We start from the raw sequence: 26,341 nt of genomic DNA on the forward strand, positions 1-26,341 counted from the left end.
GCTGAAACCGTGAGAATAGTCATCGGCTGATTCCCGCCTGCGCCGCGGGTTGATCTAGCGGGTCATTGTTTACTCTTGCTCGCCAGTTTATCCGCCAGCGTTTTTAATTCCGGCGTTTTGCTAATCGCATCCGCGACAATCCCTGATACCGCGATAGCCCCTTTTTTCTGGAAATGCGTCGCATCCGGTTTCTTCAGGCTGCCGATCTGATTACGGTAAAACGGGTAGCGTGCGGGATCGACCGCCAGCCAGTACTGTTTCCAGTGATTGCCGTTCCCCTGATTCGCCAGCGCGATCGTCGCCGTTTCGATATCCAGCACAGGGACTTTATTGGCGGCGGCGGTATCTTTGATGGTCTGGCTGTAGTCGCCGGTAAACGCGTATCCGCCTTCGGCATTTTGTTTGGTGAAGTGGTTATGCACGGCGGGCGTGCCGACTTTGCCTTCCGCGGTAAACACCCTGGCTGTCGGCGTCAGCAACACGGGGGTTAACTGATGTTGGCGGGCGAAAGTAATATAACGCTCCAGCGAGGTCTGAAACGACATATCGTCTTTACCCGGAGGGGATTGGGTTTTACCCGCCGCATTATTAGGATAAGTACACAAATTGGCGACATCGGCGGCGCCGCGCACCGGTCTGGCGCTGTTGCAGTTCTGGTCATTGATCCCCATTTGAATGAACAGAAAATCCCCGGCTTTCATCAATGGCCGCATCTGGCGGAACCAGCCGTCATAAAAATAATCGCGCGACCCTCTTCCGGGGCGCGCGCCGTTGACGACTTTCACGCCGCTGTCAGGACGAAACTGCTGTTCAAAGATCTGCCCCCAGCCCATGCGCGGCTGGCGGACTTTTTCATTGGTCGCCGCCGTGGAGTCGCCGACCAGAAAGATGCGGGTTTGCGCTTTTTGGATGGCGGTCAGGTGCTGGCGGGCAAACGGATAATCCAGCGGCTCATAGGCGCCTTGCCCGTACAATCCCGTAATCGGCCGGAAAACGCTGTCCGTCAACACGGTATAGCCTGAGTAGCCGGTGTTATTGTCATAATTACGGTTGTGATTGATGACATCGATAATTTTGCCGACCGCTTCCTGCTGGGCGACGGGATAGGTTAGGGGATCGAAACGAGCCGGGACGGCGATGCCGGCTTGTTTCAGCGCGCTATTGAATCCTGCATGGAATGCGGCATAAGCCTTTTTCAACGCGGCGTTATCCAGCGTCGGCGGTGAGGGATCGTCAGCCAACTGCTGCGGCCCCGGATACCCTGCGGCCACGGCGACGTCAGAAATAATACGGTCGGTGAGCGGGTTAATGTTGACGATATTGTCACGACCGGATTGCAGCGACGGCGCCAATGCATTCAGACAAATTGCGCGGGGAAGATTGCTGAGCTGACAGTTGGTGCCGCCGGACTCGATAGCCAAAATACGTAATGGCGAGGATAAGTCTGAAATATCAATATGGTAATTGCCCTCATCATCAGTCCGCGTCTGCCTGCGCTGACCCTGCCCATCGCGGATAATGATCGTGGCCGGTAAATGGATTTCACGGTGCGTCACGTGTCCGGTCAAGGTTGTGTTATCGCCAAGCTTGGTGCCGGCTATCGCCTCTATGGCGCTTTGTTGTTTTGCATTGTGCGGTGAGGCGGACGATTCAGCATGTGCCAGTAGCCAGGGGGCGGAAAATAAGATAGCGAAGGTCATACCATCAGAAAAACGTTTTAACATGATCAGACATATCCTTTGTTGCAGGCAGCAAAAACACTTTTGCAAATTTTACACGTCGCCAAATGACTTATGGGCCTAACTTCATTAAAAGATGAGGGTTTTTATTATGCACCTAATTTTGTCAAAGAGGGTGCCTAAACTCGGCGATGCCTTAAATTTTCATTTAATATGAAACGATATTTCAATAATTCTGCGGTTTTTTGTGATTAACAGGGGGAGCATCGAAACGGCGAGATGGAAACCCGCTGCCTGGTGATCCGCATCGATAACGACTTTTTTATGCGCGCAAGATGAAGAAAAAACAGGTTGAAAATGAAGAAAACTCCGCTTCCCGCGCAGCGGCCTAAATGCGCGCAGCCCTTGCGCCGCCTGTAGCTAATCGTTTGCGTAAAAACCTCTGTCAAGCCCTATCTTCATAAGGGAGAAACGGTTTACACTATAGGCCAGTACCCGGATGGGTAGTTGTTTTCCAGTATATTGTAAGTTAGCTGAGTCAGGAGATGCGGATGTTAAAGCGTGAAATGAACATTGCCGATTATGATGCCGAACTGTGGCAAGCAATGGAGCAGGAAGTGGTGCGTCAGGAAGAGCATATTGAACTGATTGCTTCTGAAAACTATACCAGCCCACGCGTCATGCAGGCTCAGGGTTCTCAGCTGACCAACAAATACGCCGAAGGCTATCCCGGCAAACGCTATTACGGCGGTTGCGAATATGTGGACGTGGTTGAACAACTGGCTATCGATCGCGCCAAGGCGCTGTTCGGCGCCGATTACGCCAACGTACAGCCGCACTCCGGCTCTCAGGCCAACTTTGCCGTCTACACCGCGCTGTTGCAGCCGGGCGATACCATTCTGGGCATGAATCTGGCGCACGGCGGCCACCTGACTCACGGTTCCCCGGTCAACCTGTCCGGTAAACTTTACAACGTCATTCCTTACGGTATCGATGAAAGCGGCAAGATCGATTACGACGAGATGGCGGAACTGGCGCGCACCCATAAACCGAAAATGATCGTCGGCGGTTTCTCCGCCTATTCCGGCATTGTCGACTGGGCGAAAATGCGTGAAATCGCCGACAGCATCGGCGCTTATCTGTTCGTCGATATGGCGCACGTCGCCGGTCTGGTTGCCGCGGACGTGTATCCGTCGCCGCTGCCGCATGCGCACATCGTCACCACCACCACCCATAAAACGCTGGCCGGCCCTCGCGGCGGCTTAATTCTGGCGAAAGGCGGCGACGAAGATCTGTATAAGAAACTGAACTCCGCGGTATTCCCCGGCGGTCAGGGCGGCCCGCTGATGCACGTTATCGCCGGTAAAGCGGTGGCGCTGAAAGAAGCGATGGAGCCGGAATTCAAGGTTTATCAACAGCAGGTCGCCAAAAACGCCAAAGCCATGGTCGAGGTGTTCCTGGCGCGCGGCTATAATGTAGTTTCCGGCGGCACCAGCAACCACCTGCTGCTGCTGGATCTGGTCAGCAAGGATATCACCGGTAAAGACGCCGATGCCGCGCTGGGCCGCGCCAATATCACCGTGAATAAAAACAGCGTGCCGAACGATCCCAAGAGTCCGTTCGTCACTTCCGGCGTGCGTATCGGTACGCCGGCCGCCACTCGCCGCGGCTTTAAAGAGGCGGAAGTGCGCGAACTGGCGGGCTGGATCTGCGACGTGCTGGACAATATCAACGACGAAGCCACCATCGAGCGCACCAAGCAGAAAGTGCTGGATATCTGCGCCCGCTTCCCGGTTTACGCCTGATAGCAACGCCATCGCCCCGGATGTCGCCGCCGGGGCATAGGTCAAGACGCCGGCCTTCGCGCCGGCGTCTTTTTTCATCTTCAGCACGATCCCCGCTTCTCGTCTTTGCCGGTGAATAACGCATTGCGCCGGCGCTCGCTCTCTGACAGAGTACCCTCCCAAAGAGGGAGAACCTATGGTACTGCAATCAACACGTTGGCTGGCGCTAAGCTACTTCACTTACTTTTTCTGTTATGGCGTTTTTCTGCCGTTCTGGGGCGGATGGTTAAAAGGCGAGGGGCTTTCCGCCGAATCCATCGGGCTATTGCTGGGGGCCGGTTTGGTCGCCCGTTGCGTCGGCAGTCTGGTGATTACGCCCTGCGTGAAAGATCCGTCGAAACTGATAATGGCTTTGCGGATGTTGGGATTGCTGACTCTGGTGTTATTCATTGGCTTCTGGTTAGGCAACGCCTGGCTATGGCTGCTGTGCGTGATGATCGGCTTTAACCTGTTTTTCGCTCCGCTGGTGCCGCTGACGGATGCGCTGGCCGCTATCTGGCAACGGCAGGTCGTGATGGATTATGGCAAGGTGCGGGTCTGGGGATCGATTGCTTTTGTCATCGGTTCCGCCGTTACCGGTGAGCTGGTGTCCGTTTGGGGGCATCCGGCGATTCTGGCGATCCTGAGCGCCGGGCTGGTGGCCATGTTTGTCGGCATGTTGTTGCGCCCCAGCGTGATGCCGGAAGCGGCCGCGTCTGCAACGCAATCGGCGATCGTCACGCCCTGGAAAACCCTGTTTCGCGAACCGCCGGTCTGGCGTTTCTTGCTGTGCGTGTCCCTGTTGCAAGGGGCGCATGCGGCATACTATGGTTTCAGCGTGATTTACTGGCAGGATGCCGGTTATTCCGCCTCGATTATCGGCTATCTGTGGTCGTTGGGCGTGGTGGCGGAAATTGTCATTTTCACTTTCAGCCAACGCCTGTTTCGCTGCTGGAGCGCCAGAGATTTGCTATTGCTTTCCGCCGTTTGCGGCGTCGTGCGTTGGGCGCTGATGGGCGCGACCGTGGCGCTGCCGTGGCTGGTCGTGATACAGATATTGCACTGCGGCACCTTCACCGTTTGTCATCTGGCGGCGATGCGCTTTATCGCGGCGCGATCCGACGGCGAAGTGTTACGTTTGCAGGCGGTTTATTCCGCATTGGCGATGGGCGGGAGCATCGCGTTGATGACGGTGGTTTCCGGTTTCCTGTTTGAACATTTGCAGCACGGCACGTTCTGGGTGATGGCGCTGTTGGCCGTTCCGGCGTTATTTATACGTCCGACCGTCATGCCGCGTATCCACTCACGTGATGATACGCGGTAATTTTCGTCGCCGGTATCAACCGGGCGTTTTGTCGGTTAATCGCCCGGCAAATAGCGCCATCGGCGTGAAGCTTTGTGATGAGGAGTTTATGTTATATTATAACATTTTAATCGGTTGGCTCAGGCGAATTCCCCTGCTGATGGCAGGCATGGTCACCATCTGTCAGCCCGTTTTTGCTCATCCACACAGTTTTATTGATATGCAAACGACTATCGAAAGTCACAACGAAAAGATCACCGGCTTGCGTATGGTATGGACCATGGATCCCATCACCTCCGCGGATCTGTTGTACGACGCCGGCAACGCGGCAAAAGATTCGGAAGTCTGGAAAAAACTGGCCGCGGAAGTGATGGCGAATGTGCTGGGACAACACTACTTCACCGATATCTATCGCGATAATCAACCGATAAAATATGCGCCGATGCCGACGGAGTATCATCTTTCCCGCAAAGGGAATCAGGCCGTGCTGGAGTTTGTGTTGCCCCTGGCTCACCCACAGCCATTGGCAGGCAAACCGTTGTTGATTGCCACCTATGACCCGACCTATTTTGTCGATATGTCTTACGGGGATGAGAAGGCGATAAAGCTGGCGCCCTCGTTGGCCGCCCGCTGTAAAACCACATTGGCAACGCCAAAGCCCAATGCGGATTTGCAGTCCTATGCGCTCTCGTTGGATAAAGCCGATGCGCCGGACGAGGATATGGAGCTTGGGAAACAGTTCGCTCAGCGGGTGACGTTGCAATGCCATTGAAGATAAATGCGGTTCGGCGACCCATATCGCCGGTTAGTCGATGGGCCGCGCTGTGGCCGTTAGGATTATTGATTGTTTTAGTTGGATTGAGCGCGTACTGGGTGGCGGGCTACTGGCCGCAAATCGTGCTGCAAAGCGCGGTCTGGCAAAAGTCGCTGCACCAGCAAATGTCGCTATTGCTGCAAATGGTTGAGGCGCGTCCGCATCGGGCCGGCCTGGCATTGATGATGTTCAGTCTATTGTACGGCGTATTACACGCCGTCGGGCCGGGACATGGCAAGGTGGTTATTATGACTTACCTGGCGACGCATCCTTCGAAGTTGAAAAGCAGCCTTAAACTTACCTTTGCCGCGTCTCTGGTGCAGGGCCTGACGGCCGTGCTGCTGGTGACGGTGGTGTTGGTTTTTTTACAGCTTTCCAGCCGCACGTTGCATAACGGCAGCTTCTGGCTGGAGAAGGGGAGCTTTATTCTGATTGCCGGGTTGGGCGCGCTGCTCTGTTATCGGGCGTCGAAACAGCTTATCGGCAATCTGTTCCGGCGTGGTAACCCCGTCACTATTCTGCGTTTAACGCCGGTCGTTCGGCACGCTGGCCGTATGAAAGCGCCGTTGGCGGCCATGACGCTGAACGACGGGCGTGACGCGTGCGGATGCGGCCATCGTCATCTTCCCAGTCAGGAAGAGCTGAATCAGGGGGGCAACTGGCGCACTCGCTTGATGATCGTTCTGGCGATGGGCATGCGGCCTTGCTCCGGGGCGATATTGGTATTGCTGTTTTCCAAAGTCGTTGGGGTGTTTCTCTGGGGGATCGCTTCGGCGCTGGTCATGGCGTTGGGGACGGCATTGACCATTTCCGCGTTGGCGATGTTGGTCTTTTATTGTCGTCGTGCGATCGCGCGTTTAGCTAAAACGGGTTCATCTCCGCTCTGGCCGAAGATAGCTGGATCGGTTTTATCGCTGGCGGGGGGGATGCTCCTGTTTGGCGCCGGCGTTCTGCTGTATTTAAGCGCTCAGCCAGCCATGATGGGGGGCATTCGTCCTTTCTCCGGCTGATATTTTACGTTTTCTTAACGTATGTATAAAAATGCGTTGCCTGATTTAACATCACCATTATATCATCCTCACAAGTGATAATGATTATCACTTATAACCTTGAAAGGAGAGGGGAAATAATGAAAAAGTGGCTGCTTTCGGTTGCTGTTATGTTGGGCTTGAGCGCTGTATTGACAGTGAGTGCCGCTCCCATTGTTATTGAAGATGTCAGCGGCAGAAAGGTTGAAATTAAATCGGAAGTTAAACGGATTATTTTAGGCGAAGGGCGGCAAATTTATTTGCTGGCCGCGTTTGACACCGAAGCCCCATTTCAGCGCGTGGTAGGCTGGCGCGACGATCTATCGAAAGCGGATTATGACGGTTATCTGGCCTATGAGAATAAGTACCCGGCTATCAAAAAGCTGCCTACGTTCGGCGGCGCAAAAGACGGCACCTTTAACGTCGAGCAGGCGCTGACGTTAAAACCCGATCTGGTGCTGATGAATCTGGAGTCGAAAGCCGCGACGGACGAAGGCAAGCTGATTGATAAACTCAATGCTCTGGGCATCCCGGTGGTGTTTATCGATTTTCGCGAAAAGCCTTTTGAGCATGCCGAGAAAAGCATTCACATCATGGGGCAACTGCTGGGCAAACCGCAACGCGCGGATGAACTGATTCAGTTCCGCCGCCAGCAGATTGAAATCGTTACCGAGCGATTGAAGAATTATCAGGGCGTTCGGCCGAAAGTGATGATCGATCGCGCCGGGGGCTATGACGATGAATGCTGCATGTCGTTCGGCAATGAAAACTTTGGCCGCATGGTTGAAGCGGCTGGCGGCGAGAACATCGCCAAGCATCTGATCCCCGGCACTTTCGGTACGCTGAACCCGGAACAAATCATCAGCGCCCGGCCGGATGTCGTTATCGTGACGGGCGCCAACTGGAAAAATTACAATACCGCCAACGGCTGGGTGGGCGTCGGCCCCGGCGCCGATCGGCAGGCTGCCTTACAGCGTCTGCAAAAGCTGATGGAACGTGCCGCGTTTAAAACCTTGCCGGTCGCCACCAACGGCAATGCGCACGCTATCTGGCATCAGTTCTACGATAGTCCGTATCAGTTCGTCGCCATTCAGGCTATCGCCAAATGGCTGCATCCGGAGCTATTTAACGATATCGATCCGGACGCCACGTTCCGCACCTTCCACGAGAAGTTTCTGCCGCTGCCTTACCAACCCGGTTATTGGGTGACGTTGCCGGCCAAATCCTGACAAATAAAAAGAGCGCTGACGGCGATTGGCCGTCAGCGCTCTCCGGTTTTTTCCACGCTGGCCCGGCTAACTGCTCGGCTCGGTGACCAACCCGTCGATAATCACCTGCGGAATGCCTTGCGAACAGCGTTCAATACGGCCTTTCACGCCATACACCGCTGCCAGACTTTCCGGGCTGATCACCTCGGCAGGCGCGCCATTGGCGATCAGATTGCCGTTTTGCAGCATCAGCACATGTTCGCCGTGGCGCAGCGCGATGTTGATATCATGCACCACCACCACCGTGATGATATTGCGCTTGCGCGTTTCCCGGCGCACCAAATCCATAACGTGAAACTGATAGTTCAGATCCAGCGCGCTGAGCGGCTCGTCCAGCAGCAACAGCGAAGGTTGGCGAATTAACGACTGCGCCAGTCCGACCAACTGCTTTTGTCCGCCGGAAAGCTGATCGAGATAACTCAAGGCCAGATGCTCAATGCCCAATTGCTTCAGCAGCGTCATCACTTCGGACTGGCTGTCGGCACTGTGCAGGCCGCCGGATGCGCGCTGGGCGACGATGATGGATTCGAGTACATGCAGATGTACGCCGGCCGGCAGAGATTGCGGCAGATAAACCACTTTTTCCGCCCGCTTGGCGAATGACATCTGCATCAGATTGTCGCCGTCCAGCCACAGCTCCCCTTCGGCCGCGCCCAGCCCGGCCATGGCGCGCAACAGGGTGGATTTACCGCTGCCGTTCGGGCCCAGCAGGACGGTGATTTTCCCGCGCGGCAGCAAAGGAACGCAGAGATCGCTGATAACCTGGCGTTTAGGGTAGCCCGCGCGAAAATGAGACAGACGCAATCCCGATGATGCCTGATGGCTCATACATTCCCCCTATGGCGCAGAATAATGCTCAGGAAGAAAGGCACGCCGACCAGCGAGGTGACGATGCCGACAGGAATAATCACGCCGTGGATCAGGTTTTTTGACGCCACCGAGGCCAGCGAGAGCACCAGTGCGCCGATGATCGCGCTGGCGGGCAAATAGAACCGGTGATCTTCGCCGAATATCATACGGGCGATGTGCGGCGCGACCAATCCGATAAAGCCGATGGGGCCGACAAAAGCCACGGATACCGCGGACAGAATGCTGATGCGCAGCAGAGTCGCCAGACGCAGACGCCGCACGTTAATGCCGAAGCTGACGGCGCGATCTTCGCCCAGTCTCAATGCGGTGAGTTTCCAGGCGCTCATCAGCGACAGCGGCATCACGGCAAGCAGCACCAGCAGCAAAACGCCCAGCTTTTCCCAGGATGCCCGCGCCAGACTGCCCATTGTCCAGAACACCAATCCTTGCAGCGTGTCTTCATTGGCGATGAATTGCAGCATGGAAACCAACGCGTTAAAGGTGAACACCAGCGCGATGCCGAACAGCACCACGCCGGAAGTCGCCACCTGCGTCCAGCGCGTGATGCCGTCGAGCAGCAGCACGGCCAGCAGGGCGAAGAAAAAGGCGTTGGCGGAAATAAACCACTGCGCCGGAATGCCCGGGATCCCGATACCCAGCACGATGGCGAGGGCCGCGCCGAATGCCGCGGCGGACGACACGCCCAGCGTAAACGGGCTGGCCAGCGGGTTATTCAGGATCGTCTGCATCTCCGCGCCCGCCAGTCCCAGCGACAGACCGACGATAATCGCCATCAGGGCATAGGGCAGACGAATTTCCCAGACGATCACCCTGGTACCCGCATCGGCATTGGCGGGATTCGTCAATGTTTGCCATAACACGTCCAGCGTCAGACCCGAGGGCCCCATGGTGAAATCCAGCAGCAACGAGCCGACGATCGCCGCAAGCAGCAGCATGAGGGTGCTCATCCGACGGCGCACAATATGCTGATAGCGGTGCATAACATCATTTTCGGAATCTTTGTTTCCTAAAATGTGTTTTTCCGCCACGTCGGTGGTTTTTGGGTCAGTTGTTACGCTCATGAACGTTTACTTAGCCGGTTTCCAGAAAAAGATAAAATCGCCGTGGGGCAAGCCAGTGAAATGGCGCACAATATAGCGGTAGTTTTCATCCGGATCCAGCGTAGGGAATTGCTGCGGATAAATCGCTTTTGCCAGATATTCCATACCGATGATGTTGAACGGATTGTTATAGAACTGATGATAGATGCCGTAGGTCTTTTTTTGCTGCACGGCCGGAATCTGGCTGACCCCGGTACGGTTCAACAGGATGCTTGCCTGTTCATCAATGCTTTTCTCATCGGCGCCGAGTCCGAACGGCAGGGGATTGACGCCGTTGCTGTTGGCTTTGCCGCGCTTGGCGCCCGTCAGGATGTAGGCATCCGGTTTCATGCTGATGAGTTTTTCCAATGAAATATAGCCGGTTGCGCCGGGCAGTAACTCGGAACCGATGTTACGCGCCCCGACGGCTTCCACCAGACCGCCCCAGCCGTTGTGGGCATGGCTGAAGCAGCAGGCGTCCGAACGTCCGGCCCAGGCTTCGACAAACACAGTCGCCTTGGTCGGCAGAGATGCCGTCTGTTTTTGGATCTCGGCCAGGTGCCGGCGATAAAAATCGGTATAGGCTTTGGCGTTCTCTTCCTTGTTCAACACTTTACCCAGCAGGTCGATACTGGCGGCGGTGTTCTTGACGGGATGAACCTCATAGTCGACGAACACCAGCGGGATATTCAGCGCTTTCAGTTTATCGATGATGCCGTTGTCCGTTAACGTCGGTTTGGCGCGCAACTGCGCGATGACCAGATCCGGCTGTTTCGACAGCACGCTCTCCAGTTCAACTTCGCCCTTATCGCCGAATCCCATATCCAGAATTTCCGCGGCCTGCGGCCATTTTTGCGTCATCAGCGCCCAGGTGGCCGCATCCGATCTTTTCGGCAGGTTATTCCAGGCCACCAGACGTTGAAACGGATTCTCGCGGTCAAGCAAGGCCAGCGCCATGATATCGCGGCCGTCCTGTAGCACAATTCGCTGTGGTTCTTTTTTAATTTCAATGGATTGCCCGTCTATATCCGTAATGGTGAGCGGATATTGCGTGGCATAGGAAGCAAAAGGGGAAAGCAGTGCGGTGGTCAGTAAAAGTTTATACAGCATTTTCTTGAACATTATCGTCATCCTGAGATTATCTTCTTTGAAAAAAAATGATTTTAATAACCATTATCATATGGTCGCGGAATTATACGCGGGATGGAAGAGTAAAAGGGGTTGGAATAATTAAAAAAATCATGCCGGTCAGAACGCCGGCATCTATTCCCGCGAGAAAATCAGCGTTTTAACGCATCGCTCAAATCATCGCGGATGGTTGCCAGAATGGATTTGACGACGCGCGGATTACCCGCAACCAGATTACCGGAAGAGAGATAATTGTGGCCGCCGACGAAGTCGGTCACGATGCCGCCGGCTTCACGAACCAGCAGGTCGCCGCCGGCGAAATCCCAGGGTTTCAGACCGATTTCAAAGAAGCCGTCGACACGGCCGGCGGCGACATAGGCCAGATCCAGCGCGGCGGAACCCGTGCGGCGGAAGTCCGCGCATTGGGTAAACAGCGATTCGATGATTTTGATATAGCTTTTGGCGTGCTGTTTGGCCTTGAACGGGAAGCCGGTAGCCAGTACGGTGCCGTCCAGGTCGCGAGCGTTGCTGCTGCGCAGACGATAACCGTTTAACTGCGCGCCCTGACCGCGGGTGGCGGTGAACAGCTCATTACGCATAGGATCGTAAACCACGGCGACTTCGGTGCGGCCTTTGAGGCGCACCGCGATAGAGACCGCGAAATGCGGCAGACGTTTGATGAAATTCGTGGTGCCGTCTAATGGATCGATTACCCATTGCACATCCTGATCTTCACCTACCAGCTCGCCGCATTCCTCGCCAATGATGGTGTGTTGCGGATAAGACTTGCGGATGATTTCAACGATCAGACGCTCAGCATCTCGGTCGACGTTAGTGACAAAGTCATTGCTGCCTTTTTGACTGGCTTCTACAGCGTCAGGGGTTTCGTAATTTTTAGCAATTAAATTACCGCCTTTACGCGCAGCGCGTATAGCGATATTGAGCATCGGATGCATGGTATCGTCCACTAGAATGTTAAAGAACAGAAAGCGGGCGGCATTATAGCAGGGGAAAATGAAAATATCTAAGTTTGTGTTAGAATGGCCCGATTTCCTCCTCGTATTACATAGAGTCCGCATGTTACACAATATTCGCGTTGTTCTGGTCGAAACGTCCCACACGGGCAACATGGGATCGGTCGCCAGAGCGATGAAGACCATGGGGTTAAGTAAACTCTATCTGGTTAATCCGTTGGTAAAACCCGATTCACAGGCGATTGCCTTATCCGCCGGCGCCAGTGATGTGATTGGCGATGCCACGCTGGTTGACTCGCTCGATCAGGCGCTTGAAGGGTGCAGTCTGGTGGTCGGCACCAGCGCGCGTTCGCGCACCTTGCCCTGGCCGATGCTGGAGCCGCGCGAATGCGGCGTTCGCAGCGCCCGGGAAGCGGAGCACGCCCCCGTCGCCCTGGTGTTTGGCCGCGAGCGCGTCGGCCTGACCAACGATGAATTACAGAAGTGCCATTATCATGTTGCGATCCCCGCCAATCCGGAGTATAGCTCTCTGAATCTGGCCATGGCCGTACAGATCCTGGCGTATGAAGTTCGCGTCGCTTATCTCGACCGCTTGCAGGCGGGCGAGGAAGAGCATGACGAAACGCCTTATCCGCTGGTGGACGATCTGGAGCGTTTTTATCAGCACCTTGAACAGACCTTACTGCAAACGGGCTTTATTCGACAGGCGCATCAGGGACAGGTGATGAATAAGCTGCGTCGTTTGTTTACCCGGGCGCGGCCGGAAAGTCAGGAACTGAATATTCTGCGCGGTATCCTGAGTTCGGTTCAGAAAAAACAGGGCGAGTGATCGTTAAATAATACTTGAGTGAAATGCTGGGTTAAATAGTTGACTAAAACACTCGGGAATGTCAGACTCAAATCCTGTTTTGTCAATACATGTCTTAATAATACATGTTTCATCTACAGGTACCACTATCATGAGACTGACATCTAAAGGCCGTTATGCCGTTACCGCCATGCTTGATGTGGCGCTGCATTCTAAAGAAGGTCCGGTTCCGCTGGCGGATATCTCGGAACGGCAGGGCATTTCGCTCTCCTATCTGGAACAATTATTTTCACGCCTGCGTAAAAACGGGCTGGTTGCCAGCGTCCGTGGCCCTGGCGGCGGCTACCTGCTGGGTAAGCATGCCAGTGAAATCGCCGTGGGTACCGTAATTTCCGCCGTGGACGAATCGGTGGATGCAACCCGTTGCCAGGGGCGTGAAAGCTGCCAGGGCGGCGAACGTTGCCTGACGCACACCCTATGGCGCGATCTGAGCGATCGCATTACCGACTTCCTGAACAACATCACGTTGGATGAGTTGGTCAATAACAAAGAAGTCCTGGACGTCGCGGATCGTCAGGAAACCGATACGCGCCGCACCGCCAACGGACGCCAGCAAGATACGATCAACGTAAATCTGCGCGCCTGATCTACGACGACCCATAGGGGAGGGCAGGGATAGCCCGTTACGCTTTCCGGAAAGAATTTTTCACAGCGCGTCGCGTTGGCTCGAAGAAAGGATACGGGCAAAATAGCCCGTTATAAAAACAAGACGCTTTGCACGTTTTGAAGTGATGTACGGAGTTTATGAGCAATGAAGTTACCGATTTATCTGGACTATTCAGCAACGACGCCGGTTGATCCGCGGGTGGCTGAAAAAATGATGCAATTTTTGACCCTGGACGGTACTTTTGGCAACCCGGCTTCCCGCTCTCACCGCTTTGGCTGGCAGGCGGAAGAGGCTGTCGATATCGCCCGTAATCAAATCGCGGAGTTAGTGGGCGCGGACCCCAGAGAGATTGTCTTTACGTCCGGCGCGACGGAAGCGGATAACCTGGCCGTCAAAGGCGCGGCGAACTTCTATCAGAAGAAAGGCAAGCACATCATCACCAGCAAAACGGAACATAAAGCCGTACTGGATACCTGTCGTCAGCTGGAGCGTGAAGGCTTTGAAGTCACCTATCTGGCCCCGCAGCGTAACGGCATTATCGATCTGAAAACGCTGGAAGCCGCGATGCGCGACGACACCATTCTGGTTTCCATCATGCATGTGAATAATGAAATCGGCGTGGTGCAGGATATCGCCGCTATCGGCGAAATGTGCCGTAGCCGCGGCATCGTGTTCCATGTCGATGCGACCCAGAGCGTGGGCAAGCTGCCTATCGATCTGAGCCAGCTCAAAGTAGATTTGATGTCGTTCTCCGGTCATAAAATTTATGGGCCGAAAGGCATCGGCGCGCTGTACGTGCGTCGTAAACCGCGCATTCGTATCGAAGCGCAGATGCACGGCGGCGGCCATGAGCGCGGCATGCGTTCCGGCACCTTACCCGTTCATCAAATCGTCGGCATGGGCGAAGCCTACCGTATCGCCAAAGAAGAAATGGTCGCCGAGGCGGCGCGCCTGCGCGCGCTGCGCGATCGTTTGTGGAACGGCATCAAGGATATCGAAGAAGTCTATCTGAATGGCGATCTCGAACACGGCGCGCCGAATATTCTTAACGTCAGCTTCAACTATGTTGAAGGCGAGTCGCTGATTATGGCGTTGAAGGATCTGGCGGTGTCGTCCGGCTCCGCCTGTACCTCCGCCAGTCTGGAACCCTCCTACGTATTACGCGCGCTGGGTATGAACGATGAATTGGCGCATAGTTCGATCCGCTTCTCGCTGGGTCGTTTTACTACCGAAGAAGAGATCGATTACGCCATTGAGCTGGTGCGGAAATCTATTGGTCGCCTGCGCGAACTTTCTCCGCTGTGGGAAATGTTTAAGCAAGGCGTGGATATCAGCAGCATCGAATGGGCGCATCATTAATTCGCAGGATAGGGGACGACGATTATGGCTTACAGCGAAAAAGTAATTGATCACTATGAAAATCCACGCAATGTCGGCTCGTTCGACAACGCGGATCCGAACATTGGCAGCGGTATGGTAGGCGCGCCGGCCTGCGGCGACGTCATGAAGTTGCAGATTAAGGTCAATGCCGAGGGCATCATTGAAGATGCGCGCTTCAAGACCTATGGCTGCGGTTCCGCCATCGCCTCCAGTTCGCTGGTGACCGAGTGGGTAAAAGGTAAATCGCTTAACGAAGCGGAAGCGATTAAAAACACTCAGATCGCCGAAGAGCTTGAGTTGCCGCCGGTGAAAATCCACTGCTCCATTCTGGCGGAAGATGCCATCAAGGCGGCGATTGCCGACTATAAAAGTAAACGTGAAGCCAAGTAAATTGCCGAGGTTGTTATGTCAATTTCTTTGAGCGACAGCGCTGCGCAACGGGTAAACGCATTTCTGGCCAACCGGGGCAAGGGCCTCGGCCTGCGCCTTGGCGTACGCACCTCCGGTTGTTCCGGTATGGCGTATGTGCTGGAATTCGTTGACGACGTCAACGCGGATGACGTGGTATTCGAAGATAAAGGCGTCAAAGTCATTATCGACGGTAAAAGCCTGGTCTACCTTGACGGTACCGAACTGGATTTCGTCAGGGAAGGGCTGAATGAAGGCTTCAAGTTCAATAACCCTAATGTCACCGGCGAATGCGGTTGCGGCGAAAGTTTTAACGTTTGACCACTTCTCAGGGTAGTTGATAGACCCAATAGATTTCGGGATGCGGGAATCACTTGCCCGCAGCTTGAAAAAATGGGGATTCCCTGTTTCCGCCGGCCTGAAGCCGGGAGAAACAGCGGCCAAATGACGGCAATTACCCCAGAACCCTCAGAGCGCGTTATGGATTACTTTACTTTGTTCGGGCTGCCGATTCGCTATGATGTGGATGGCAGCCTGCTTGTTTCCCGTTTTCAGGAACTGCAACGGCAGTTTCATCCCGATCGTTTCGCCGCGAGCCCGGAAAGGGATCGTCTGCTGGCGTTACAGCAGGCGGCGACGATCAATAATGCCTATCAGGCGTTGAAACATCCGCTGAAACGCGCGGAGTATATGCTATCTTTGCACGGTTTTGATTTAAGCAACGAGCAGCATACCTTGCGCGATACCGCGTTTTTGATGGAGCAGCTCGAATTACGCGAGGAACTGGACGCCATTGCTCAGCGTGCCGATGCCGAAGCGGCGCTGGCGGCGTTCGCCGATCGATTACAATCGATGCTGGCGAAACGCAGCGGGCAAATGCGCGAGGAGCTGGACAGCGAAGCGTGGGCGGATGCCGCGGATACCGTGCGTAAACTGCGCTTTTTAGACAAACTCCGGCAGCAGGTTGAACAACTCGAAGAACAATTGCTGGACAGGTAAGTTTTTAATCCGGGCGGGAACGCGGCGGTGTCGACCCCCGCGCGATGTTTCCCGCCAGCCAATTGATGGAAGCTCAATATGGCCTTATTGCAAATTAGTGAGCCGGGACTCAGCGCGGCGCCGCATCAGCGACGTTTGGCTGTCGGCATTGATTTAGGCACGACCAATTCTCTGGTCGCCACGGTGCGCAGCGGCGAGGCGCAAACCCTGGCGGACGACGAAGGGCGCGAGCTGCTGCCGTCGGTTGTTCACTACCATGCCGAAGGGCATGAGGTAGGATGGGCGGCCGGCGAAAAGGCGGCGGGCGATCCCGCCAATACCGTCAGCTCGGTAAAACGCATGATGGGACGCTCGCTGGCGGATATCCAGCAGCGTTATCCGCATTTGCCCTATCAATACCAGGCCAGCGAAAACGGTCTGCCGTTGATACAAACGCCGGCCGGGAATATCAATCCGGTTCAGGTGTCGGCGGATATCCTTTCGGCGCTGGCGCAGCGGGCGCAGGCCGCGTTGGGCGGCGCGCCGGACGGCGTGGTGATCACCGTCCCCGCCTATTTTGACGACGCGCAGCGTCAGGGAACGAAAGATGCCGCCCGTCTGGCGGGGCTGCATGTCTTGCGCTTGCTCAATGAGCCGACGGCGGCGGCTATCGCCTACGGACTGGATTCCGGCAAGGAAGGCGTGATCGCCGTTTACGATCTGGGCGGCGGCACTTTTGATATTTCCGTGCTGCGCTTGAGTCGCGGCGTATTCGAAGTTCTGGCGACCGGCGGCGATTCCGCGCTGGGCGGCGATGATTTCGACAATCTGCTGGTGGAGTGGCTGCGCGAGCAGGCCGGTATTACCGCCCGCGACGATCATCATTTGCAGCATAGGCTGCGCGAAGCCGCGATTCAGGCCAAGATTGCGTTAAGCTCGGCGGAATCGACGCCTGTTGCCGTCGCCGGCTGGCAGGGCGAAATCACGCGCGCGCAGTTTAACGCGCTGATTACGCCGTTGGTCAAGCGTACGCTGCTGTCCTGTCGTCGCACCCTGAAAGATGCGGGCGTGATGCCGGATGAAGTGCAGGAAGTGGTGATGGTGGGCGGATCGACCCGCGTGCCTCTGGTGCGTGAGCAGGTTGACGCGTTCTTCGGCCGCACGCCGCTGACTTCTATCGACCCCGATAAAGTGGTGGCGATCGGCGCCGCCATTCAGGCCGATATTCTGGTGGGCAACAAGCCGGACAGCGAAATGCTGCTGCTGGATGTGATCCCGCTGTCGCTGGGACTGGAAACGATGGGCGGTCTGGTGGAGAAAATCATTCCGCGCAATACGACTATCCCGGTTGCCAGAGCGCAGGAATTCACTACCTTCAAAGACGGTCAGAGCGGGATGATGATCCACGTTCTCCAGGGCGAGCGCGAGCTGGTTCAGGACTGTCGTTCGCTTGGACGCTTCACTTTGCGCGGTTTACCGCCGTTACCTGCGGGCGGCGCGCATATTCGTGTAACATTTCAGGTAGATGCTGATGGCCTGTTGAGCGTGACGGCGATGGAGAAATCTACCGGCGTGGAAGCCTCTATTCAGGTCAAGCCTTCTTACGGGCTGAATGATACGGAAATCGCCGCCATGATTCAGGACTCCATGCTGAATGCGCAGCAGGACGTGGGCGCCCGCATGTTGGCCGAGCAGAAAGTCGAGGCGGCCCGGGTGCTGGAGAGCCTTCAGAATGCGCTGGCGGCCGATGCCGATTTGCTGACCGCTGATGAGCAAGCGGCAATCGCTGCGGCGTCTGAACATTTACAACGGGTCATGGCGGGAACGGATGTGGCGGCGATGGAAGCCGCAATAAAAATATTAGATCAACAAACCCAGGGTTTTGCCGCCCGTCGGATGGATTCTTCTATTCGCCGCGCGTTGGCGGGCCACTCTGTGGACGAGGTTTAAACATGCCTAAGATTGTCTTTCTACCTCATCAGGATCTCTGTCCTGAAGGGGTGGTTTTGGAAGCGGAACGCGGGGAAACGATTCTGGATGTAGCCCTGCGTAATGGAATTGAAATTGAGCATGCCTGCGAGAAATCCTGCGCTTGCACCACCTGTCATTGTATCGTTCGCGAAGGCTTTGATTCTTTGGCGGAAAGCACCGAAGACGAAGATGACATGCTGGATAAAGCCTGGGGACTGGAGCCTGAGAGCCGGTTAGGCTGTCAGGCGCGTATTGCGGGTGAGGATTTGGTCGTTGAAATCCCGCGCTACACGATTAATCATGCCCGTGAACACTGACAGACAGGAGTCGTTATGGGATTGAAATGGACGGACAGCCGTGCAATCGGCGAAGCGCTTTATGATCACTATCCTGATGTCGATCCGAAAACCGTGCGTTTTACAGATTTGCACCAATGGATCTGCGATCTGGAAGAGTTTGACGATCTTCCCGATGCCTCCAATGAAAAAATTCTGGAAGCGATCCTGTTGGTTTGGTTAGATGAAGCGGATTAATTGACAATACGGGCTGCCCTGACGGCGGCCCGTTTATTTTGCGATAACGCAAAGGTAGTCTTACCCAATAGATTTCGAGTTGCAGGACAACACGCATGGCGTTTTGAACAGCGCTTGCGCTGGCCCCGAAGGGCCGAGTAATACAGCCAACGCACCTGCGACTTGAAAGATGAAGGGTATATAGAACAATCTGGAGCAGAACTATGACAAGCGAAGCTATGTTGGTATCACTCTCCAATCAACCTGCTGATGCGCGCTGGGGTGAAAAAGCGCCGTTAAGTGTGAACGATCAGGGGTTGACTATCCATTTGAACGGCACGTCGCCGTTAGCGGCCATCCAACGTGCGGCCCGCAAAATCGACGGGCAAGGGATTAAACATGTCAGGCTGGCCGGCGACGGCTGGGATCTGGAAAGCAGTTGGGCATTTTGGGCCGGGTTCCGCGGGCCGAAAGGAAAACGGACGGTTGAATGGCCGGAATTGAACGACGCCGATAAAAAAGAGCTGGGCGATCGTCTCAAGATCGTCGACTGGGTGCGTGACACGATCAACCTGCCGGCGGAGGATCTGGGGCCGGAACAGTTGGCGACCCGGGCGATCGATCTGCTGTGCGATGTCGCCGGCGATGCCATCAGCTATCGGATCACCAAAGGCGACGATCTGCGTGAGCAGAACTACGCCGGCATTCATACCGTCGGTCGGGGATCCGATCGTTCTCCGGTGCTGCTGGCGCTGGATTACAACCCGACGGGCAACCCGGATGCGCCGGTGTTCGCCTGTCTGGTCGGTAAAGGCATCACCTTTGATTCCGGCGGTTACAGCCTGAAGCCCAGCAGCTTTATGGATTCAATGAAATCGGATATGGGCGGCGCGGCGACGGTGACCGGCGCGCTGGCGCTGGCGATTGCCCGCGGTCTCAACCAGCGGGTCAAGCTGTATCTGTGTTGCGCCGACAATATGGTCAGCGGTAACGCCTTCAAGCTGGGCGATATTATCCGTTACCGCAACGGCAAGAGCGTTGAAGTGATGAATACCGATGCGGAAGGGCGCCTGGTGCTGGCCGATGGCCTGATTGACGCCTCCGAACAGAACCCGCAACTGATCGTTGACTGCGCCACGCTGACCGGCGCGGCCAAGACGGCGCTGGGTAACGATTATCACGCCTTGTTCAGCTTCGACGATGAACTGGTCGCGGCTTTGCAGCAAAGCGCCAAACAGGAAAGCGAACCGTTCTGGCGTCTGCCGCTGGAAGAGTTTCACCGCAGCCATTTACCCTCAAACTTTGCGGATTTAAACAACATCGCCGGCGCGGCCCACTCCGCCGGCGCCAGTACGGCCGCCGCGTTTCTGTCCCACTTTGTGAAAAATTATCAGCAAGGCTGGTTGCACATCGACTGTTCCGCCACCTATCGCAAAGGGGCGGTCGAGCAGTGGGCGACCGGCGCGACCGGACTGGGCGTGCGGACGCTGGCGAACTTGCTGCTGAGTAAAGCGGAATAGTTCAGACTTCTGCGCGCCGATATCGCCGTTGACAGTCAGTGCGGATAATCGCAACCGGGTTAGCTCCCGGTCGCATTTGCCGACAAAGTCTGGTGAGCGGCGATATCTGAATCGGGTTAGCGCCTGGTTTTAATGTCAACGATGGGTTGAGGATAGAGATGGATTTTTCACCGCAAAACAAACTGGAAGAACTTCTGGCGCTGGCGGCCGGCGAACCGGCGCACCGACCGGCTTTTTTCAGGGAACTGATGGATGCCACGGTATTTATACTGGGGCAGAGCGACGATCCCGATGAAAGCGGGGAGAAAACCCTGCATGCCGGCAGCAATGTTCAGATTCAGCATTGGGAAAAGGCCGACGGCTCTTCAGCCATTCCTTTTTTCTCTTCGCTGGAAGCGCTACAGCTGGCGGTGACGAAAGAATCGCCGTTTTTAGCCTTGCCGGCGCGTTCACTGTTCGAATTGACGCTGGGCGCGACGTTGTTTCTCAATCCGAATCTTCCCTATGGCAAAGAATTTCTGCCGCAGGAAGTGGAGCATATGCTTTCTGACCAGGGGCATGGGTTTGTGCAGCAGCGTGTGGTTGAAGAAGATACTGAAGTTTTGCTCGGTCAGCCGGCCGACATGCCGGTGCAGATGATAGATTCATTAACTCAGTTGTTTACCCAATACCGGCACGTTCGTCGTGCGTTTCTGGCCCAGATCCATGAAGGCGGCGAGCAAGATCCGCATCTGCTAATCGGCCTGGATGTCGATGGCGGCGATGTGGAGGAGGTGATCCGCGCCGCCGGCAGCGTAGCCAGCGATACCTTGCCCGACGATCGCCCCGTCGATCTCTGTCTGGTGAAGGAGGGCGATCCGGGCATCAGCCATTATCTGACCAAACACACCACCCCGTTCTATGAGCGCAAATGGGGCAGCTTTCTGCGCGATTTTAAAGGATCGGGAACCGCTTGAGACATCGTCAGGATGAGAGCCGGCGAGCGCTGCTCTCGTCCCCATTTCGTCAAGTTAGCGCGTTTTGTCTATCAGGCTTGATCCGTCTCGATGGGAAGATCGTCCCGGCCGCCCCATTCGCTCCATGAGCCATCATACAAAGTGACGTCCCTGACGTTCAGCAGCGTTAATGCCAGTACAACGACTGCGGCGGTGACGCCGGAACCACAGCTGGCAACGATCGGTCGGTTTAAGTCCACGCCTTGCCGGCGCAGGAGTGCTGCCAGCTCGTCGTTGGATTTCAGCGCGCCGTCGGCGACCAGCGCGTTCCAGGGAACGTTAAGGCTGCCGGGGATATGGCCGCGGCGCAGGCCGGGGCGCGGTTCGTCGACTTCCCCTTTAAAACGGGGGGCCGGACGGGCGTCGATAATTTGCGCCGAGCCGCTCTTGATGATAGCCAATACGTCATTACATCGGCGGATGGCGGATGTGTCCCGCCGCGCGGTGAAAGATTGCGCCGGGCGTTCAACATCGCCCTGTTCCAGCGGCAGATTTTGACTTTCCCAGCCGGCCAGTCCGCCACTCAGAATCGATATTTTTTCCACGCCGAAGGTACGCAGCATCCACCAGGCGCGAGGCGCGGAGAACAGGTTGCCTTCGTCATAAATGACAATATGTCGCCGATCGCTGACGCCGAGTTTGCCCATCGCGACGGCAAAGTCATCGCTGTCGGGCATCATATGCGGCAGGTCGGTATGATGATCGGATAAGGTTTCAATATCAAAAAAGACCGCGCCGGGTAAATGTCCGGCTCGGTATTCGGCATGAATATCACGGGTGGTTTCGCCCGGCGGCAACATCCGGGCATCAATGAGCGTGATATCGCTATCGTTAAGATGTCCGGCAAGCCAGGCGGCGGAAACAAACAGTTCGGATGAAGATGCTGACATAGAACCCCCACGCAGGGACTGACGATGTGCAATGATGGCGATTATTGTCAGCGATTTTACCTGTCCCGACAAGTGTCGGCTTAACGGGGACCATTGCCGGCGGCGGTGTTATCTATTTTCCATCCCAGCGGGATAAAGAGAAACAGCGGCAGGCGACGGAAAATAAGGTAGGGAAGAAGATAATGTTTTTTTAATAAAATGTTATTTATCTGGTAGGCAAGCGGTTACAGCCACCCTATAATCTGCGCCACTTTTGTCGGCCTGAATTATTCTCCTTTCAATCCGGCCGTTATCTGACAGTTATTGAATGAGGTCAATATGACGATAGAACGTACCTTTTCCATCGTAAAACCGAATGCTGTGGCGAAGAACGCGATTGGCGCGATTTATGCGCGTTTTGAGCAAGCGGGTTTTAACATCGTTGCGGCCAAAATGCTGCATTTGACGCGTGAACAGGCCGAAGGCTTTTATGCCGAACATCAGGGCAAACCGTTTTTTGACGGACTGGTTTCGTTCATGGTTTCGGGGCCGATCATGGTGCAGGTGCTGGAAGGCGAAAATGCGGTACAGCGTAACCGTGACATCATGGGCGCGACTAACCCGGCTAACGCGCTGGCGGGAACGTTGCGGGCCGATTACGCCGACAGCCTGACGGAGAATGCGGTACACGGCTCGGATTCCATCGAATCCGCGCAGCGCGAAATCGCCTATTTCTTCAGCGCGGATGAGATTTGCCCCCGCACCCGCTGACATAAAAAAACGCCGGGAGCGTTTTTTAACGTTGCCTGCAACGGCCCTGAGGGTGGCGCGCAGGGATAGCGCGCCATAAAAAAACGCCGGGAGCGTTTTTTAACGTTGCCTGCAACGGCCCTTGAGGGTGGCGCGCAGGGATAGCGCGCCATAAAAAAACGCCGGGAGCGTTTTTTAACGTTGCCTGCAACGGCCCTTGAGGGTGGCGCGCAGGGATAGCGCGCCATAAAAATTGCGGCGATGGTAGCTTAGCTGTTTTAAACTTTGTACAATGCGGCGCCCCGATAAGTATGCGCTTGTCCGGGGCGTTTCTTTTATTATCCTTCTTACGAGCCATAACGTGTAATAACGAGGCCAAGAGCGCTTATGTCCGAACAAATCGTGTCTGAAAAAACCGTGTCCGAAATTTCACCGGCGTCCGCCGTCGCTCTCGAACCCGCCAAATCCGGGGCGGAAAAAATCAATCTGCTGGATCTTAACCGTTCGCAAATGCGCGAATTTTTCGCCTCGCTGGGGGAAAAACCTTTCCGCGCCGATCAGGTGATGAAGTGGATCTATCACTATTGCTGTGATGATTTCTCTCAGATGACGGATATCAACAAAGCGTTTCGCGCCAAATTACAAGAGGTCGCCGAGATTCGCGCGCCGGAAGTGGTGGCTGAGCAACGCTCTTCCGACGGCACCATCAAGTGGGCGATTCTGGTCGGCGGTCAGCGAGTGGAAACCGTCTATATTCCTGAAGACGACAGAGCGACGCTGTGCGTCTCTTCTCAGGTCGGCTGTGCGCTGGAGTGCAAATTCTGTTCAACCGCGCAGCAGGGCTTTAACCGCAACCTGCGGGTTTCCGAAATTATCGGCCAGGTGTGGCGAGCGGCGAAAATTATCGGCGCGTTTAAGGTTACCGGCCAGCGCCCGATCACCAACGTGGTGATGATGGGAATGGGCGAACCCCTGCTTAACCTGACCAACGTGGTGCCGGCGATGGAAATCATGCTGGATGACTTCGGCTTCGGCCTGTCGAAACGTCGCGTCACCTTGTCGACGTCCGGCGTGGTGCCGGCGCTGGATAAACTGGGCGATATGATCGACGTGGCCCTGGCGATCTCGCTGCATGCGCCGAACGATGAAATTCGTAACGAAATCATGCCGCTGAATAAAAAATATAACATTGAAGCCTTTCTGGGCGCGGTGCGGCGTTATCTGGAAAAATCGAATGCCAACCAGGGGCGCGTCACGGTGGAATACGTGATGCTGGACCATATCAACGATGGCACCGAACATGCGCACCAATTGGCGGAATGTCTGAAAAACACGCCGTGCAAAATTAACCTGATTCCCTGGAACCCGTTCCCCGGCGCGCCTTATGGCCGCAGTTCGAACAGCCGCGTCGATCGCTTTTCCAAGGTACTGATGGAGTATGGCTTTACCACGATTGTGCGTAAAACGCGCGGCGACGATATCGATGCCGCCTGCGGTCAGCTCGCCGGTGAAGTGGTGGACAGAACCAAACGTACGCTGAAGAAAAAAATGGCGGGTGAACCTATCTCGGTTAAAACGGTCTGATACCTGATAGTCTGCGCCGCAAGCGAATGCGGTAATACTTTCAGGGCGCTAATCATTTATCCCATTTCCGGGATGGCTGCGACCGGATGCGGATTAAGGTAACATAACCGCTGATATGTTCGGCCGGGACGACAATGGAAGGAAGTCAGGCGTGACGCTACAGTTAAGACAGGGAAGGGGACGGCTGCTGGTTTTCGCCGCCGTGTTGTCGGCGGGGTGCGCTCAGTCGTCCCCGGAAAAGGTCAATCCGGCGGCGGCGCAAACCCGTTTGCAGTTGGGGGCGGAGTATCTGGCGCGCAATAACCTTGATGCCGCTCGCCAAAACTTTGAAAAAGCGCTGGAAGCAGCGCCGCAAGACTACCGCGCTCACTTAGGCATGGCGCTTTATGAGCAACGGGTGGGCGAAAATCAGGCGGCGGAAAAGCGTTATCAATTCGCGTTGCGCCTGGCGCCGGAAAGCGGCGGCGTAATGAATAATTACGGTGCGTTTCTGTGTGGTTTAGGGCAGTATGTAGCGGCGCAGCAACAGTTTAGCGCCGCTGCCCAACTCCCCGATCACCATCAGGTTGCCGATGCGTTGGAGAATGCAGGTTATTGTTTTTTCAAAGCAGGGCAAAATGATAATGCGCGTAGCGTATTAAGCCGGGCGCTGAGGTATGATCCTGCAAAGGGCCTCGTGCTGTTAACAGAGGCGGATAAACAGTTCTCTGCCGGAAAATACGAGCAGGCTCAATTGCTTCTGGATGTTTATCAGCATATTCTCCCGGTCAGCGCCGAGAGTTTATGGTTGCAGATTCGTTTCGCCGCGCTGGCGGGCCATGACGGCGACATTGAACGCTATGGCAAATCGCTGGCGCGAAGTTTTCCACAATCTAAACAGTACCAGCAGTTCTTAGCTAATGAATACTGAAGCCACTCAAGATAATACAGCATCAACCATTCCCGGCGAACGTCTTCGTCAGGCGCGTGAGCGTCTGGGAATGACTCAGCAGAGCGTTGCTGAACGTTTGTGTCTTAAGCTTTCGATTGTGCGTGAGATTGAAGAGGGCAATGTGCCTGCTAATCTGGCGCCGACGTTTTTACGCGGATATATCCGTTCTTATGCGAAGTTGGTTCATGTGTCGGAAGGCGAATTGTTACCCATGCTGGATAAGCATGTGGTGCCCAAAGCCTCCAACGTTGCGCCGATGCAGAGCTTTTCCCTGGGAAAAAGCCGCAAGAAACGCGATGGCTGGTTAATGACCTTCACCTGGCTGGTGGTCATCATTGTTCTGGGATTGACCGGCGCGTGGTGGTGGCAGAATCATCAGGCGCAGCAGCGGGAAATCAACAGCATGGTCGATCACGCCACTTCGTTGCAGGCATCGAGCGAAGGGCAGGAAGTGCCGTTGATGGATAATAGCGAATCGCCGGATCTCTCGGCGTCCGATAGCGCGCCTTCCACCCCGTTGGATATACCGGCGAGCACGGAAAATGCGGCGTCGGCCCAGCCTCAGGCGCAAGCTCAGTCTCAGCCGGCGCCTTCAACTGCCGCGCCGGTAGAGCCGGCGCCAACGGCTTCCGCGCAACCGCCATCGACGGATAACGCCAGTCAGAGCGCGGTAGCGCCGGCCGCCGGCGATGCGGCGTCGGAACAATCTCCGGCTACCGCCTCGCAAGCGCTGGTGATGAATTTTAGCGCCGACTGCTGGCTGGAAGTGACGGATGCCAGCGGAAAAAAATTGTTCAGCGGAATGCAGCGTAACGGCGGTTCCCTGAATCTGAGCGGTCAGGCGCCTTACAGCCTGAAGATCGGCGCGCCTGCCGCGGTACAGATTCAATATCAGGGTAAGCCGGTCGATTTAAGCCGGTTTGTAAGAAGCAATCAGGTTGCGCGTCTGACGTTGGCGGCGGAATAACCGAATCGCTGCCCGTGATGCCGCAATTTTGGAGA

General features: G+C 55.5%; 26 protein-coding genes. 20 read left to right on the forward strand and 6 right to left on the reverse strand.

The features are described from left to right. Window positions 1–62 precede the first annotated feature (62 nt). Window positions 63–1,724 carry a pectin acetylesterase PaeY gene (gene paeY, locus ABRZ28_RS14435; protein WP_330520637.1) on the reverse strand — a complete coding sequence of 554 codons (1,662 nt, stop codon included), beginning with the start codon at window positions 1,722–1,724 and terminating at the stop codon, window positions 63–65. 506 nt (window positions 1,725–2,230) lie between these two features. Here paeY and glyA point away from each other — a divergent pair. The 5 genes from glyA to ABRZ28_RS14460 all read left to right on the forward strand — a co-directional run bounded on the left by glyA (window position 2,231) and on the right by ABRZ28_RS14460 (window position 7,876). After that, on the forward strand, window positions 2,231–3,484 hold the full coding sequence (gene glyA, locus ABRZ28_RS14440; RefSeq protein ID WP_319605261.1) for a serine hydroxymethyltransferase: 1,254 nt from the start codon (window positions 2,231–2,233) through the stop codon (window positions 3,482–3,484). Between the two features lie 175 nt (window positions 3,485–3,659). Continuing rightward, window positions 3,660–4,826, forward strand: a complete 1,167-nt coding sequence (locus tag ABRZ28_RS14445; RefSeq protein ID WP_319605262.1) for a 3-phenylpropionate MFS transporter — start codon at window positions 3,660–3,662, stop codon at window positions 4,824–4,826. Between the two features lie 88 nt (window positions 4,827–4,914). Continuing rightward, entirely contained in the window at window positions 4,915–5,577 is a 663-nt protein-coding gene (locus ABRZ28_RS14450) for a DUF1007 family protein (RefSeq protein ID WP_330520639.1), read from the forward strand. Then, complete coding sequence (locus ABRZ28_RS14455) at window positions 5,568–6,629, forward strand: nickel/cobalt transporter (protein WP_330520640.1); 1,062 nt, start codon at window positions 5,568–5,570, stop codon at window positions 6,627–6,629. The genes ABRZ28_RS14450 and ABRZ28_RS14455 overlap by 10 nt, the downstream gene beginning before the upstream one ends. A 119-nt stretch (window positions 6,630–6,748) precedes the next feature. Beyond that, window positions 6,749–7,876, forward strand: a complete 1,128-nt coding sequence (locus tag ABRZ28_RS14460; RefSeq protein WP_319605265.1) for an ABC transporter substrate-binding protein — start codon at window positions 6,749–6,751, stop codon at window positions 7,874–7,876. Window positions 7,877–7,942: 66 nt separating this feature from the next. Here the strand turns inward: ABRZ28_RS14460 and ABRZ28_RS14465 are convergent, their stop codons facing one another. From ABRZ28_RS14465 to suhB, 4 genes are all read right to left on the reverse strand, one after another. Next, entirely contained in the window at window positions 7,943–8,743 is an 801-nt protein-coding gene (locus ABRZ28_RS14465) for an ABC transporter ATP-binding protein (RefSeq protein ID WP_330520641.1), read from the reverse strand. Next, complete coding sequence (locus ABRZ28_RS14470; RefSeq protein ID WP_442878701.1) at window positions 8,740–9,846, reverse strand: FecCD family ABC transporter permease; 1,107 nt, start codon at window positions 9,844–9,846, stop codon at window positions 8,740–8,742. The genes ABRZ28_RS14465 and ABRZ28_RS14470 overlap by 4 nt, the downstream gene beginning before the upstream one ends. A 6-nt stretch (window positions 9,847–9,852) precedes the next feature. After that, the gene (locus ABRZ28_RS14475) at window positions 9,853–10,986 is read right to left on the reverse strand and encodes an ABC transporter substrate-binding protein (RefSeq protein WP_319605267.1); all 1,134 of its coding nucleotides are present in this window, start codon (window positions 10,984–10,986) and stop codon (window positions 9,853–9,855) included. A 158-nt stretch (window positions 10,987–11,144) separates the two neighbouring features. After that, window positions 11,145–11,948 carry an inositol-1-monophosphatase gene (gene suhB, locus ABRZ28_RS14480; protein WP_319605268.1) on the reverse strand — a complete coding sequence of 268 codons (804 nt, stop codon included), beginning with the start codon at window positions 11,946–11,948 and terminating at the stop codon, window positions 11,145–11,147. Window positions 11,949–12,069: 121 nt separating this feature from the next. Between suhB and trmJ the strand changes: the two genes are divergently transcribed. The 11 genes from trmJ (at window position 12,070) to sseB (ending at window position 21,166) form a co-directional block, all read left to right on the forward strand. Then, window positions 12,070–12,795 carry a tRNA (cytosine(32)/uridine(32)-2'-O)-methyltransferase TrmJ gene (gene trmJ / locus ABRZ28_RS14485; RefSeq protein ID WP_319605269.1) on the forward strand — a complete coding sequence of 242 codons (726 nt, stop codon included), beginning with the start codon at window positions 12,070–12,072 and terminating at the stop codon, window positions 12,793–12,795. A gap of 130 nt (window positions 12,796–12,925) precedes the next feature. Then, complete coding sequence (gene iscR / locus ABRZ28_RS14490) at window positions 12,926–13,420, forward strand: Fe-S cluster assembly transcriptional regulator IscR (RefSeq protein ID WP_319605270.1); 495 nt, start codon at window positions 12,926–12,928, stop codon at window positions 13,418–13,420. Between the two features lie 165 nt (window positions 13,421–13,585). Next, on the forward strand, window positions 13,586–14,800 hold the full coding sequence (iscS, locus tag ABRZ28_RS14495; RefSeq protein ID WP_319605271.1) for a cysteine desulfurase: 1,215 nt from the start codon (window positions 13,586–13,588) through the stop codon (window positions 14,798–14,800). Between the two features lie 24 nt (window positions 14,801–14,824). Further along, on the forward strand, window positions 14,825–15,211 hold the full coding sequence (iscU, locus tag ABRZ28_RS14500) for a Fe-S cluster assembly scaffold IscU (RefSeq protein ID WP_319605272.1): 387 nt from the start codon (window positions 14,825–14,827) through the stop codon (window positions 15,209–15,211). A 15-nt stretch (window positions 15,212–15,226) separates the two neighbouring features. After that, the gene (iscA, locus tag ABRZ28_RS14505; protein ID WP_319605273.1) at window positions 15,227–15,550 is read left to right on the forward strand and encodes an iron-sulfur cluster assembly protein IscA; all 324 of its coding nucleotides are present in this window, start codon (window positions 15,227–15,229) and stop codon (window positions 15,548–15,550) included. A gap of 159 nt (window positions 15,551–15,709) precedes the next feature. Then, window positions 15,710–16,228, forward strand: coding sequence for a co-chaperone HscB (gene hscB, locus ABRZ28_RS14510; protein WP_330520642.1), 519 nt, complete (start codon window positions 15,710–15,712; stop codon window positions 16,226–16,228). 78 nt (window positions 16,229–16,306) lie between these two features. After that, window positions 16,307–18,157: a Fe-S protein assembly chaperone HscA gene (gene hscA, locus ABRZ28_RS14515; protein WP_330520643.1), complete on the forward strand. Its 1,851-nt coding sequence runs from the start codon at window positions 16,307–16,309 to the stop codon at window positions 18,155–18,157. A gap of 2 nt (window positions 18,158–18,159) precedes the next feature. Continuing rightward, window positions 18,160–18,495, forward strand: coding sequence for an ISC system 2Fe-2S type ferredoxin (gene fdx / locus ABRZ28_RS14520; RefSeq protein ID WP_319605276.1), 336 nt, complete (start codon window positions 18,160–18,162; stop codon window positions 18,493–18,495). A 15-nt stretch (window positions 18,496–18,510) separates the two neighbouring features. Then, window positions 18,511–18,711: a Fe-S cluster assembly protein IscX gene (iscX, locus tag ABRZ28_RS14525; protein WP_319605277.1), complete on the forward strand. Its 201-nt coding sequence runs from the start codon at window positions 18,511–18,513 to the stop codon at window positions 18,709–18,711. A gap of 203 nt (window positions 18,712–18,914) precedes the next feature. Then, window positions 18,915–20,210 carry an aminopeptidase PepB gene (pepB, locus tag ABRZ28_RS14530; RefSeq protein ID WP_319605278.1) on the forward strand — a complete coding sequence of 432 codons (1,296 nt, stop codon included), beginning with the start codon at window positions 18,915–18,917 and terminating at the stop codon, window positions 20,208–20,210. 158 nt (window positions 20,211–20,368) lie between these two features. Continuing rightward, window positions 20,369–21,166: an enhanced serine sensitivity protein SseB gene (gene sseB / locus ABRZ28_RS14535; RefSeq protein ID WP_330520644.1), complete on the forward strand. Its 798-nt coding sequence runs from the start codon at window positions 20,369–20,371 to the stop codon at window positions 21,164–21,166. A 71-nt stretch (window positions 21,167–21,237) separates the two neighbouring features. On the opposite strand, the gene sseA is transcribed toward sseB, so the two are convergent. Beyond that, window positions 21,238–22,095 carry a 3-mercaptopyruvate sulfurtransferase gene (gene sseA / locus ABRZ28_RS14540; RefSeq protein WP_319605280.1) on the reverse strand — a complete coding sequence of 286 codons (858 nt, stop codon included), beginning with the start codon at window positions 22,093–22,095 and terminating at the stop codon, window positions 21,238–21,240. A 318-nt stretch (window positions 22,096–22,413) separates the two neighbouring features. Here sseA and ndk point away from each other — a divergent pair, with 318 nt between their 5' ends. The 4 genes from ndk (at window position 22,414) to rodZ (ending at window position 26,306) form a co-directional block, all read left to right on the forward strand. Then, window positions 22,414–22,845 carry a nucleoside-diphosphate kinase gene (ndk, locus tag ABRZ28_RS14545; protein ID WP_319605281.1) on the forward strand — a complete coding sequence of 144 codons (432 nt, stop codon included), beginning with the start codon at window positions 22,414–22,416 and terminating at the stop codon, window positions 22,843–22,845. Window positions 22,846–23,211: 366 nt separating this feature from the next. Then, on the forward strand, window positions 23,212–24,408 hold the full coding sequence (gene rlmN / locus ABRZ28_RS14550) for a dual-specificity RNA methyltransferase RlmN (RefSeq protein ID WP_330520645.1): 1,197 nt from the start codon (window positions 23,212–23,214) through the stop codon (window positions 24,406–24,408). Between the two features lie 151 nt (window positions 24,409–24,559). Next, complete coding sequence (gene pilW, locus ABRZ28_RS14555) at window positions 24,560–25,318, forward strand: type IV pilus biogenesis/stability protein PilW (RefSeq protein WP_319605283.1); 759 nt, start codon at window positions 24,560–24,562, stop codon at window positions 25,316–25,318. Next, the gene (gene rodZ / locus ABRZ28_RS14560) at window positions 25,308–26,306 is read left to right on the forward strand and encodes a cytoskeleton protein RodZ (protein ID WP_330520646.1); all 999 of its coding nucleotides are present in this window, start codon (window positions 25,308–25,310) and stop codon (window positions 26,304–26,306) included. Before pilW ends, rodZ begins: the two co-directional genes overlap by 11 nt. Window positions 26,307–26,341: the final 35 nt, after the last annotated feature.

This window comes from Brenneria sp. g21c3 (assembly GCF_040240345.1).
Taxonomy (GTDB): Bacteria; Pseudomonadota; Gammaproteobacteria; order Enterobacterales; family Enterobacteriaceae; genus Brenneria.

Bases quoted from the DNA above. Each gene is read 5' to 3' on its own strand.
- sseB (WP_330520644.1), top strand. From the start codon at position 20,369: ATGGATTTTTCACCGCAAAACAAACTGGAAGAACTTCTGGCGCTGGCG.
- trmJ (WP_319605269.1), top strand. From the start codon at position 12,070: ATGTTACACAATATTCGCGTTGTTCTGGTCGAAACGTCCCACACGGGC.
- hscA (WP_330520643.1), top strand. From the start codon at position 16,307: ATGGCCTTATTGCAAATTAGTGAGCCGGGACTCAGCGCGGCGCCGCAT.
- iscX (WP_319605277.1), top strand. From the start codon at position 18,511: ATGGGATTGAAATGGACGGACAGCCGTGCAATCGGCGAAGCGCTTTAT.
- ABRZ28_RS14445 (WP_319605262.1), top strand. From the start codon at position 3,660: ATGGTACTGCAATCAACACGTTGGCTGGCGCTAAGCTACTTCACTTAC.
- iscS (WP_319605271.1), top strand. From the start codon at position 13,586: ATGAAGTTACCGATTTATCTGGACTATTCAGCAACGACGCCGGTTGAT.
- fdx (WP_319605276.1), top strand. From the start codon at position 18,160: ATGCCTAAGATTGTCTTTCTACCTCATCAGGATCTCTGTCCTGAAGGG.
- ABRZ28_RS14470 (WP_442878701.1), bottom strand. From the start codon at position 9,846: ATGAGCGTAACAACTGACCCAAAAACCACCGACGTGGCGGAAAAACAC.
- ndk (WP_319605281.1), top strand. From the start codon at position 22,414: ATGACGATAGAACGTACCTTTTCCATCGTAAAACCGAATGCTGTGGCG.
- pepB (WP_319605278.1), top strand. From the start codon at position 18,915: ATGACAAGCGAAGCTATGTTGGTATCACTCTCCAATCAACCTGCTGAT.
- paeY (WP_330520637.1), bottom strand. From the start codon at position 1,724: ATGTTAAAACGTTTTTCTGATGGTATGACCTTCGCTATCTTATTTTCC.
- ABRZ28_RS14465 (WP_330520641.1), bottom strand. From the start codon at position 8,743: ATGAGCCATCAGGCATCATCGGGATTGCGTCTGTCTCATTTTCGCGCG.
- iscR (WP_319605270.1), top strand. From the start codon at position 12,926: ATGAGACTGACATCTAAAGGCCGTTATGCCGTTACCGCCATGCTTGAT.
- ABRZ28_RS14460 (WP_319605265.1), top strand. From the start codon at position 6,749: ATGAAAAAGTGGCTGCTTTCGGTTGCTGTTATGTTGGGCTTGAGCGCT.
- iscA (WP_319605273.1), top strand. From the start codon at position 15,227: ATGTCAATTTCTTTGAGCGACAGCGCTGCGCAACGGGTAAACGCATTT.
- rodZ (WP_330520646.1), top strand. From the start codon at position 25,308: ATGAATACTGAAGCCACTCAAGATAATACAGCATCAACCATTCCCGGC.
- hscB (WP_330520642.1), top strand. From the start codon at position 15,710: ATGGATTACTTTACTTTGTTCGGGCTGCCGATTCGCTATGATGTGGAT.
- ABRZ28_RS14450 (WP_330520639.1), top strand. From the start codon at position 4,915: ATGTTATATTATAACATTTTAATCGGTTGGCTCAGGCGAATTCCCCTG.
- ABRZ28_RS14455 (WP_330520640.1), top strand. From the start codon at position 5,568: ATGCCATTGAAGATAAATGCGGTTCGGCGACCCATATCGCCGGTTAGT.
- suhB (WP_319605268.1), bottom strand. From the start codon at position 11,948: ATGCATCCGATGCTCAATATCGCTATACGCGCTGCGCGTAAAGGCGGT.
- ABRZ28_RS14475 (WP_319605267.1), bottom strand. From the start codon at position 10,986: ATGTTCAAGAAAATGCTGTATAAACTTTTACTGACCACCGCACTGCTT.
- rlmN (WP_330520645.1), top strand. From the start codon at position 23,212: ATGTCCGAACAAATCGTGTCTGAAAAAACCGTGTCCGAAATTTCACCG.
- sseA (WP_319605280.1), bottom strand. From the start codon at position 22,095: ATGTCAGCATCTTCATCCGAACTGTTTGTTTCCGCCGCCTGGCTTGCC.
- glyA (WP_319605261.1), top strand. From the start codon at position 2,231: ATGTTAAAGCGTGAAATGAACATTGCCGATTATGATGCCGAACTGTGG.
- iscU (WP_319605272.1), top strand. From the start codon at position 14,825: ATGGCTTACAGCGAAAAAGTAATTGATCACTATGAAAATCCACGCAAT.